A 10,251-nucleotide genomic window follows, 5' to 3' on the forward strand; every position below is an offset into this window, starting at 1 on the left:
CCGCCAGCGCCTCCCACGCCTCCGCCGCCATCACCGCCGGCACCAGCGCGGCGCGCAGCCGGGGCAGCGGGTCGCGCGCCCGCTCGGCGGCCAGCTGCCCGGCGGATTTATAGGCCTGCGTGTCCTGGAAGCTGTGGCCCTGCAAGCGCGGCACCGTCAGCCGCAGCAGGCAGGGCCCCTGCCCCGCCCGCACATGCCCGACCGCCCGGGCGATCAGCGCCGCCGCCTCCACCGGGTCCGTGCCATCGCCCGAGAGCACGCGGAGCCCGCCAAAGGCGGCGAGGTTGGCGGCGATATCGCCCCCCGGCGTCTGCATCGTGGCGGGGACGGAAATGCCGAAGCCGTTGTCCTCCACATAGAACAGCACCGGCAGGGCCTGGGTGGCGGCGGCGTTCAGCGCCGCCCAGAAGCCGTTGCTGGCCACCGAGCCATCGCCGCCCAGCACCACCGCCACGGCGCCCTGCCACGCCGCATCGCCCAGCACGTCGCGGTGATAGGCGATGGCCTGGGCCCAGCCCAGCGTCGGCGTGTATTGCGCGCCCACGCCACCGCTCATCGGCAGGGCGGAGGCGCCCCGCGGGTTGGGGTAGTTGAAGACCACGCCGATATCCCGCCCCGAGGAATAGCCGCCGGCGCGCGCCATGGCGGAGCCCAGCGCCTCCTCCGCCGGCACGCCGAGCGCCAGCAGCAGCGGGCGGGAGCGGTAATAGCCGCAGGCCGCGTCATGCCGCCCGGTCAGCTGCAGCCCCAGCAGGATCTGCGCCATGTCGTGCCCGCGGGCGGAGAACTGGTAGAGCACCTCCCGCGCCGGGACGAGTTCCTCTTCCTCCAGCGCATCCAGCGCGCGGGAGAGGTGGAGGAGGGCGGCGAGGCGGTGCCAGTCCGTGCCGCTCTCCGCGAGGGGGGCGGGGCTGTCCGCCGCCCCGCGCGGCGCGGGCCATCCGAGCGATCCCATGGGTCCGTTTCCCTGAAGCGGGCCGGTCGTGCCGCCGGCCCTTGCGGGGAAAGCCTAGGGCGGCGCGGGTGGTGAATTCTCTCCCGTTTTCGCAATTCCCGGGGCTTATTCCGGCATGCCCATGCCGCGTTTCCGCCTATCCTTGGCATGAACATGCCGGACCACACGGCAGGGAGGAACGTCCATGCCCCAGCCCCCCGAACTCGACCATTTCGAGCGCGCCATCCTCGCCGCGCTGCAACGCGATGCCCGGCTCAGCGTGCAGGAGCTGGCGGAGGCGGTGGGGCTGTCCACCTCCTCCACCTGGCGGCGGCTGAAGGCGTTGCAGGAGGGGGGCTATATCCTCGACCATGTGGCGCGGCTGGATGCCGCGCGGCTCGGGCTGGGGCAGACGGTCTTCGCCCATGTCACCCTCGCCAAGCACAACCGCGAGGCGCTGGAGGCCTTCGAGCGCGCCATCCGCGAGCGGCCGGAGGTGCTGCAATGCTTCTCCATGACCGGCAGCGCGGATTACATTCTGCGCGCCGTGGTGCGCGATGCGGCGCATTACGAGCGCTTCCTGCAGGAGGTGGTCTTCGTCAATCCGGCGGTGCAGAACATCGCCTCCCACTTCGCGCTGCGCGAGATCAAGAACAGCACGGCCCTGCCGCTGTAGCGCGGCGGCTTGCATTCCGCGCCGGGCGGGGGAAGATCGCGCCATGCTGGCCGAACTCAATCCCTATGGCAGCGTCACGGGCGCCTTCCTGCTGGCCTTCCCGGCGTTGTTCTCCATCGTCAACCCGCTGGGCGCCGCGCTGATCTTCAGCCAGGTGATGGCGGGGCGGGAAGGCGCCGAGCGCGCCATCCTCGCCCGCCGTGTCGGGCTTTATTCGCTGCTGGTGCTGCTGGTGTCGCTCTGGGGCGGGGCCTATGTGCTGAACTTCTTCGGCATCTCGCTGGGGGCGCTGCGGGTGGCGGGCGGGCTGGTCGTCGCCATCCGCGCCTGGAGCCTGCTGATGGCGCCGGAGGAGCATGAAAGCCGCAAGGAGCAGCAGGCCGCCCCCGCCAGCGATGCCGATGACGTGGCCTTCTTCCCGCTCACCATGCCTTTCACCACCGGGCCGGGCAGCATCGCGGTGGCTGTCACCCTGGGCTCGGCGCGGCCGGCGAGTGGTGCCGGGCTGTTCTCTTTCTTCGCCGGCGTCAGCGCCGCGGCGGCGGTGACGGCGCTGTGCGTCTGGCTGGCCTATCACTGGTCCGAGGCGCTGATCCGCCTGCTGGGCCGTGGCGGCACGCGGGTGGTGATGCGCATGGCGGCCTTCCTGCTGCTCTGCATCGGCGTGCAGATTCTCAGCACGGGCGCGCAGGACATGCTCGTGGCCGCCCTGCACGCCGCCGGCCCCCGCGCACCCCACTAAAAAAGTTTTTTGGTTCTTTTTTCCAAAAAAAGAACACGAACTTTCGCAAATAACCGGAGAACCCCCGATGCCCCACCCCGCCCCTGACTGGAGCGCCGCGCATGCCGCGGCCGAGGCGGTTGCCGCCCCCTGGCGGGAGGGCGTGGCGCCGGGCGGTGCCATCCTGGCTTTCGATGCGCGGCGCATCGCGGTGGAGGTGGCGGGCGGCGTCGAAAGCCTGGCCACGGGCGCGCCTTTCTCCGGCGGCAGCGTGGTGCGCTATGCCTCGGTGACGAAGCATGTCCTGGCCGCGCTGGCGCTGGAAGCCGGCCCCGCCCTGGATGAGCCGCTGGGCGCGCATCTCCCTTTCCTGCGCGGCGATCTGGCGGGTGTCCCCTTCGGCCGCGCGCTCGACATGACCGGCGGCCTGCCGGATGTGCGCGAGACGCTGGCGCTGCTCGGCATCAGCGTGACGGAGGTGACCGAGGCCGCCGCCATCGAGGATTTCCTGGGCCGCCAGAGCGCCCTCAACTTCACCCCCGGCCACGAGATTTCCTATTCCAACACCGGCTACCGGCTGGTCGAGGCGGCGCTGGCGCGGCGGGGGCATCCCTTCGCCGGCTTCGTCGCGCGCCTCTCGGCCAGCCTCGGCCTCGCCTGGACAGCGCCGGAGCACTGGTCCGACCCGGTGCCGGGCCTTGTCCCCGGCTACTGGCTCGATGGCGGCACGTGGCGGCTGGGCATGGCGGGGCTGCATCTCTCGGCCTCGGGCTGCCTGACCGGCAGCGGGCATGACCTCGCGCGCTGGGGGCAGGCGCTGCTGGCAGGTGAAGGCCTGGCTGCCGGGCTGCTGGCGCGGCAGGGCGCGCCGCGCCACCTCGCCGATGGCCGGGCCACGGGCTATGGCCTCGGCCTCGCCCATGGGCGGTTGGGGCCGGTGGCGCTGCTCGGGCATGGCGGCTCGCATGTCGGCTACAAGACCTATCTGCTGCTGGCGCCGGAGGCGGGCTGTGGCGTCGTCATCGTCTCCAACCGCGAGGATACGGCGAGCTATGGCGCCGCGCTGCGGGTGATGGCCGGGCTGCTGGGCCAGCCCCTCCCCACCCCCGCCGCGCCGCTGCCCGAGGGCCTCTATGCCGAACCCGGCAGCCCGCACTGGCTGGAGATCCGTGGCGGCGCCGCGCACGTGCTCGGTTCGGCCGAGGCGCTTTACGCGGCGGAGGATGGCGCGGCGGTTTCGCTCTCCGCGCATCTGCCGGTGCGGCTGCGCGCCACGGCGGAGGGGCTGGCGGGCGAGGTCGGCCATGCCGCGCGCCTCTATCGCCCGGTGACCGCCGCGCCGGAGGAAGGGCTGGAGGCCATCCAGGGCACATGGCGCTTCCCCGGCGAGCATGCCAGCTTCACGGTGGAGGGGGATCGCCTGGCCTGTGGCATCGGCCCGGCGCGCCGGGTGGCCACGCTGCGCGGCATGGGCGAGGGGCGCATCCTGGCCGAGCGGCGGGATGGACCTTGGTCATCGCGCTTCCTGCTGGCGCCGATGGAGGGGGGGCTGAAGCTTGTGGCCAACCGGAGCCGGGTGCTGGTGGCGGAACGAGATCATTGATTGAGAATGAAAAGAATCTTCTTTTTCTGAAGAAAAAGAAGCAAAAAGACTTTTTTAGGCTGCCGCCGTCTCCCGTCCAGGCGGGACGCCAAACTGGAAAAAGTTTTTTGGTTCTTTTTTTCAAAAAAGAACGCTCTTTCCCTGAACTCTGCAAATTTGCCATCCTCCCCGCATGAGCCAGAGCCCTTCCCTCCCCGCCCCCGATCCCTGGTCCTCCCTGCGCGCGGCGACGCCGGCCCGCATCGGCCTGGGCCGGGCGGGGGATGCGCCGGATCTGGCCTCCGTGCTGGCCTTCCAGATGGCGCATGCCCAGGCGCGGGATGCCGTGCATGCGCCGCTCGATCTTGTCGCGCTGCAGGCCCGGCTGGAGGGCAGGCCGGTGCTCACCCTGCGCAGCCGCGCGCCGGACCGCGCCACCTATCTGCGCCGCCCCGATCTCGGCCGCCGCCTGCATGCGGAGGATGCGGCGGCGCTGGTGCCGGGGGCTTGGGATGCCGTCTTCATCCTGGCCGACGGGCTGTCCGCCACGGCGGTGCAGCGCCATGCCGTGCCGCTGCTGGAGGCCACGCTGGAACGCCTGCCCGGCTGGAAGATCGGCCCCGTGGTGCTGGCGACGCAGGCGCGCGTGGCGCTCAGCGACGAGATCGGCGCCGGGCTCGGCGCCAGCCTCGCGGTGATGCTGGTGGGGGAGCGGCCGGGGCTTTCAGTGGCCGACAGCCTGGGCGTCTATCTCACCCACGGCCCGCGCCCGGGGCGGCGCGATTCGGAGCGCAACTGCATCTCCAACATCCACACCTCCGGCGGGCTGTCCTATGCGGCGGCGGCCACGAAGCTCGCCTGGCTGATGACCGAGGCGCGCCGCCTCGGCCTCACCGGCATCGGGCTGAAGGACGAGATGCCCGCCCTGGCGGCGGCGGAGCCCCCCGCGCTCGGCTGAGCGCCCCTTGCCGGGCGGGGGGCGGACAGCGCAGCATCCGCCGCATGAGCCTCACCGCCCCGACCCTGGCCGAGACCATCCGCCTGGGCCTCGCCGAAGAGATCCAGGCCGGGCGCCTGCCGCCCGGCGCCGAGATCGACGAAACCGCGCTGGCCGAGCGCTTCGGCGCTTCCCGCACGCCGGTGCGCGAGGCGCTGCGCGAGCTGGCGGCGCAGGGGCTGGTGGAGATCATTCCCCGCCGCGGCGCCCGCGTGGCGCGCGTGACGCTGGAGCAGCTCGGCGAATTGTTCGAGCTGCTGGCGGAGACGGAGGCGATGTGCGCCCGCTTCGCCACCTGGCGCATGACGGCGACGGAGCGCTTCGCCCTGCAACGCCTCCAGGCCGGCTTCCGCCCGGTGCGGGAGGAGGCGGCGGGCGCCCTGGCCGCCTATGACACCTACAACCGTGACTTCCACACCCTGATCTATCGCGGCACGCATAACGGCATGCTGGCCGAGCACGCGGCGGCGCTGCGCCAGCGGCTGGAGCCTTACCGCCGCGCGCAGTTCCGTGGCGACCGGCGCATCGAGGAATCCTATGCCGAGCATCAGGCGGTGCTGGAGCGGATGCTGCGCGGCGCGGGGGAGGAGGCGGCGCAGCTGATGCGGGCGCACATGCTCTCGGCCAGCGCGGCGCTGGCGCGCTTCATGCAGGGTGTGGGCGCGATCGGCTGAAACACGCCTTTCTGCATACAAAAAACGTCCATTTTATCTCACCCGCATATTTCCCTGTTCCAGCGGAGCGCGTCCTGCGCTCTACTGGAGCATGGGACGGGGCGCGCAGACGCCGCCCCGCAGGCGGGAGGAAGTTCCATGGCGCTGTCCATCACCCTTGGCGCGCGCACCTGGATCGAGCGGCTCTGGTCCGGGATCGCCGATCGCGGCCGGCCCTATGCCGATGTGCCGGCGGCGGCCACGCCGCCACTCGACCGCGCGAAGCTGCTGACGGCCGCCCTGCTCTCCGAGCGGGGCGAGGCCTCGGGCGCTGCCGTCGCGCGGGAATTGCTGAAGGTGATGGGCGGGCTGGAGGCGGGGGACCGCGCGGCCTTCCGCCACTTCCTCGCCGGCAACTTCCTGCCGGACCAGGAGAAGCTGCGCGCCGCGGCCGAGGCCTATCTGGCGGACTCCTCGCCGGAGCGGGCCATGGCGCTGTTCGAATGTGCCGAGCCGCCGCGCCAGGAGGTGCTGCGGCGGATGAACATGGCCCCGGGCGGCACCGCCGCCCTGGTCGCGCTCCGCAGCGAATTGCTGGCCAGCCTGAAGCGCGAGCCGGCGCTGAAGCCGCTGGACACCGATCTCCAGCATCTCTTCACCTCCTGGTTCAACCGCGGCTTCCTGGAGCTGCGCCGCATCGACTGGGACACCCCCGCCGCCATCCTGGAAAAGCTGATCCAGTATGAGGCGGTGCACGAGATCGAGGGCTGGGACGATCTGCGCCGCCGCCTGGCGCCGGACCGCCGCTGCTTCGGCTTCTTCCACCGCGCCCTGCCGGGCGAGCCGCTGATCTTCGTCGAGGTCGCGCTGGTGAAGGGCCTGGCCTCCGCCGTGCAGCCGCTGCTGGCGCGCAGCAAGGACCCGGCGCCGCAGCCGGAGGCGGGCTTCGACACCGCCATCTTCTACTCCATCTCCAACTGCCAGGACGGGCTGCGCGGCATTTCCTTCGGCAACTTCCTCATCAAGCAGGTTGTGGAGGAGCTGAAGGCCGAGCTGCCGGGGCTGACGCAGTTCTCTACCCTCTCCCCCGTGCCGGGCTTCCGCCGCTGGCTGCACCGCAAGCTGGAGCGCGATGCCAATGCCCTGGCGCCGGAGGAGCGCGGCGCGCTGGCCGCCCTCGTCCCCGCCCCGCAGGAGGAGCGCAGCGAGGAGGCCGGCCCGCCTTCCCTCGCCGCGCTGCTGGACCAGGCGACGGAAGGCGCGTGGTGGCGCAACACAGCGCGCGAGGCGGCGCTGCGTGCCCCGCTGCTGCGCCTCGCCGCCGAATACCTGACGCGGCCGAACAGCGGCATGGGCGCCATCGATCCTGTCGCCCGCTTCCATCTCGGCAATGGCGCGCAGCTGGAGCGCATCAACTGGCTGGGCAACACCGCGCCGCGCGGGATGCAGGAATCCTACGGCGTGATGGTGAACTACCTCTACGACCCGGAGCGGATCGAGGCGAACCACGAGGCCTTCACCCGCTCCGGCACCGTCGCGCGCTCGGCGGCGGTGGAGGCGATGCTGGCCCAGCCGCGCCTGCCCGCCCCGGCTGCTGCCCCCGCGGCGGCATCGGCGGCGGCCTCGGCGGTGCGCACGCGCCTGCCCCGGCTGCTGGGCGGCGTCGCCACGCCCGCCCCGGCTCCTGCTCCGGCCGCCATCGCCGCGCCCGCCGCTCCGGCCCCTGCCCCTGCCTCTGCGGTGTCCCAGGGGGCATCCCAGGGGGCATCCCAGGGGGCGCCCCAGGTGACGCCGGGCGCCGCCCAGCCCGAGGCCGCGGCCGCCGGGCGCGAGACCGCCAGCTGAAGCCTGCGGGCTGATCCCTGGCCGGGCCATCCCGGCCAGACAGCGAGGGGCGGCCCGCGCCGTGCCGCCCCGTCCTCCCACCGGCCAGACCCCCAGGCTTGACCGCAGGCGCCAAGACCAAGAAACCCCGCCGGGTTCTCCGCCCTAGCACAGGAACGCTCCAAGACCATGTCCCCTGCCCTTGCCTCGACCCTGGGGCTTGTCGTGATGTTCATTCTCGGCACGGCCCTGCCCATCAACATGGGCGCGCTGGCTTTCGCCTTTGCCTTCCTCGTCGGCGTCTTCGCGGTCGGCATGTCGGCCAATGCGATCCTGGCCAGCTTCCCGGGCGATCTCTTCGTCACGCTGGTGGGCATCACCTATCTCTTCGCCATCGCGCAGAAGAACGGCACCATCGACCTGCTGGTCCATTGGGCCGTGCGCGCGGTGGGCGGGCGCATCGCCGCCATTCCCTGGGTGATGTTCGGCGTCGCCGCCATCCTCACCGCCGTGGGCGCCGTCAGCCCGGCGGCGGTGGCCATCATCGCCCCCATCGCGCTCCGCTTCGCCCGCCACTACGGCATCGACCCACTGATGATGGGCCTGCTCGTCGTGCATGGCGCGCAGGGCGGCGGCTTCTCCCCCATCAGCATCTATGGCGGCATCACCAACCAGATCGTCGCCCGCGCCGGGCTCGACCCGAACGAGACGGCGCTCTTCCTGGCCAGCCTGGTCTTCAACCTCGCCGTCTCCATCGTGCTGTTCTTCGTCTTCGGTGGCGGCAAGCTGCTCGGCCGGCGCGATGGCGACCGCCATGAGGAGTTCGAGGAGGGCAGCCGCGCCTCCCTGCCCGTGCGTGGCCATGGCGGCACCCCCGCCGCCCCGCGCAATGGCGAGGCCCATGCCGCCCCGGCGATCGACCGCGACCGGCTGCTGACCCTGGCCGGGCTCATCATCCTCGGCATCGGCTCGCTCGGCTTCAACCTCAATGTCGGCATGATGGCGATCACCGTCGCCGTGGCGCTGGCCCTCTTCGCGCCGAATTCGCAGAAGGGCGCCATCGACAAGGTCAGCTGGTCCACCGTGCTGCTGATCGCCGGCGTCGTCACCTATATCGGCGTGCTGGAGAAGTCGGGCGCCATCACCATGGTGAGCGGCAGCGTCGCCCAGCTGGGCACGCCGCTGCTGGCGGGGCTGCTGCTCTGCTATATCGGCGGCATCGTCTCGGCCTTCGCCTCCTCCACCGCCGTGCTGGGCGCCATCATCCCGCTGGCCGTGCCCTTCATGGTCAGCGGCCAGCTCGGCGCGGTGGGCATGGTCGCGGCGCTCGCCATCTCGGCCACCATTGTCGATGTCAGCCCCTTCTCGACCAATGGCGCCCTGGTCCTGGCCAATGCGCCGGAGGCCGAGCGCGACCGCCTCTTCCGCCGCTTCCTGATCTATAGCGGCCTGGTGGTCGGTGCCGGCCCGCTGCTGGCCTGGGCGGCCCTGGTGCTGCCCGGCTGGCTGTGACACACCGCTTCCCCGCCTTTCCGATGCTGACCGCGAGAGCGAGAGAGTGACCATGACCGAACCGAGTGGCCCGCTGAAGGGCCTGCGCGTGGTGGACCTGACGCGGGTGCTGGCCGGCCCCACCTGCACGCAGATGCTGGGCGACCTGGGCGCCGAGATCATCAAGATCGAGCGCCCCGAGGCCGGCGACGACACCCGCGGCTTCGCCCCGCCCTACGTGCCGAACACGCGGGAGAGCGCCTATTTCGTCGGCGTCAACCGCAACAAGAAGTCGGTGACGGTGGACATCGCCCAGCCCGAGGGGCAGGCGATCATCCACAGGCTGCTCGAAAGCGCCGATATCCTGGTGGAGAACTTCAAGGTCGGCGCCCTGGCCAAGTACGGTCTGGGCTGGGAGCAACTGAAAGAAAAGTATCCGGGGCTGATCTACTGCTCGATCACCGGCTTCGGCCAGACCGGCCCCTATGCCCCCCGCCCCGGCTATGACGCGCTGATCCAGGCGATGGGCGGCGTCATGTCCCTCACCGGCGAGATCACCGGCGAGCCGCAGAAGGTCGGCATCCCCGTGGCCGATCTCTTCGCCGGCCTGTATGGCACCATCGGCGTGCTCGCCGCGCTGCGCCACAAGCAGGCCACCGGCCAGGGCCAGCAGATCGATATCGGCATGCTGGACACCCATGTCGCCTGGCTCGCCAACCAGGGCATGAACTACCTGGCCACCGGCGAGAACCCGCCGCGCCTGGGCAACCAGCACCCCAACATCGTGCCCTATCAGGTCTTCCCGACGGCCGATGGCTATATGGTGCTCTCCATCGGCAATGATCCGACCTTTGAGCGCTTCTGCCGGAATTTCGGGCTGGAGCACCTGCTGGCGGATGCGCGCTATGCCACCAATGCCGCCCGCGTCGCCAACCGCGCCCTCGTCACCGAGACGATGACGGCGGTGACGAAGACCATGCCGACCAAGGAATGGATCGAGAAGCTGGAGGCGCTGAAGATCGGCTGCGGCCCGATCAACACGCTGAAGGATGTCTTCGCCGATCCGCATGTGGTGGCGCGCAACATGGTGGTGGAGATGCCGCACGCCTCCGGCGAGACGGTGAAGGTCATCGCCAACCCGGTGAAGCTCTCCGCCACCCCGGCGGATTACCGCTCGGCGGCGCCGGTGCTGGGCCAGCACACCGGGGAGGTGCTCGCCTCGCTCGGGTATAGCGAGAGTGACGTGGCGCAGTTGAAGGAAAAAGGCATCCTCTAACCGGGAGGATGGCCCGTGGCCTTGAGAGGGGCTTCGCCCCTCTCTGCACCTGCGCGGCAGTGCCGCGCAGCCACCAAAGGCCTGAGGCCTTTGGAAA

The 10,251-nt window shown here is 71.2% G+C and carries 9 protein-coding genes; 8 read left to right on the forward strand and 1 reads right to left on the reverse strand.

Translation table 11 applies throughout. The features are described 5' to 3' along the window. Nucleotides 1-955 (reverse strand): thiamine pyrophosphate-dependent enzyme (locus NON00_RS22710; RefSeq protein ID WP_256025055.1); only part of this gene is annotated, 955 nt, incomplete at its 3' end. A 184-nt stretch (nt 956-1,139) separates the two neighbouring features. Here NON00_RS22710 and NON00_RS22715 point away from each other — a divergent pair. The 8 genes from NON00_RS22715 to NON00_RS22750 all read left to right on the forward strand — a co-directional run bounded on the left by NON00_RS22715 (nt 1,140) and on the right by NON00_RS22750 (nt 10,154). Continuing rightward, nucleotides 1,140-1,610, forward strand: coding sequence for an Lrp/AsnC family transcriptional regulator (locus NON00_RS22715; protein ID WP_256025056.1), 471 nt, complete (start codon nt 1,140-1,142; stop codon nt 1,608-1,610). A 43-nt stretch (nt 1,611-1,653) separates the two neighbouring features. Next, entirely contained in the window at nt 1,654-2,352 is a 699-nt protein-coding gene (locus tag NON00_RS22720) for a MarC family protein (RefSeq protein WP_256025057.1), read from the forward strand. Nucleotides 2,353-2,419: 67 nt separating this feature from the next. Continuing rightward, on the forward strand, nt 2,420-3,934 hold the full coding sequence (locus NON00_RS22725; RefSeq protein WP_256025058.1) for a serine hydrolase: 1,515 nt from the start codon (nt 2,420-2,422) through the stop codon (nt 3,932-3,934). A gap of 172 nt (nt 3,935-4,106) precedes the next feature. Beyond that, nucleotides 4,107-4,871, forward strand: coding sequence for an ethanolamine ammonia-lyase subunit EutC (eutC, locus tag NON00_RS22730; RefSeq protein ID WP_256025060.1), 765 nt, complete (start codon nt 4,107-4,109; stop codon nt 4,869-4,871). Between the two features lie 44 nt (nt 4,872-4,915). Next, nucleotides 4,916-5,584, forward strand: a complete 669-nt coding sequence (locus tag NON00_RS22735; RefSeq protein ID WP_256025061.1) for a GntR family transcriptional regulator — start codon at nt 4,916-4,918, stop codon at nt 5,582-5,584. A 138-nt stretch (nt 5,585-5,722) separates the two neighbouring features. Then, nucleotides 5,723-7,408 (forward strand): malonyl-CoA decarboxylase, encoded by a 1,686-nt coding sequence (locus NON00_RS22740; protein ID WP_256025062.1) that lies wholly within the window; start codon nt 5,723-5,725, stop codon nt 7,406-7,408. Nucleotides 7,409-7,576: 168 nt separating this feature from the next. Further along, on the forward strand, nt 7,577-8,899 hold the full coding sequence (locus NON00_RS22745) for an SLC13 family permease (protein WP_256025063.1): 1,323 nt from the start codon (nt 7,577-7,579) through the stop codon (nt 8,897-8,899). Nucleotides 8,900-8,951: 52 nt separating this feature from the next. Next, a complete protein-coding gene (locus NON00_RS22750) occupies nt 8,952-10,154 on the forward strand; it encodes a CaiB/BaiF CoA-transferase family protein (protein WP_256025064.1) in 1,203 nt (400 codons plus the stop codon). Nucleotides 10,155-10,251 lie beyond the last annotated feature (97 nt).

The sequence above is a fragment of the Roseomonas sp. GC11 genome, from assembly GCF_024437745.1.
Taxonomy (GTDB): Bacteria; Pseudomonadota; Alphaproteobacteria; order Acetobacterales; family Acetobacteraceae; genus Pseudoroseomonas.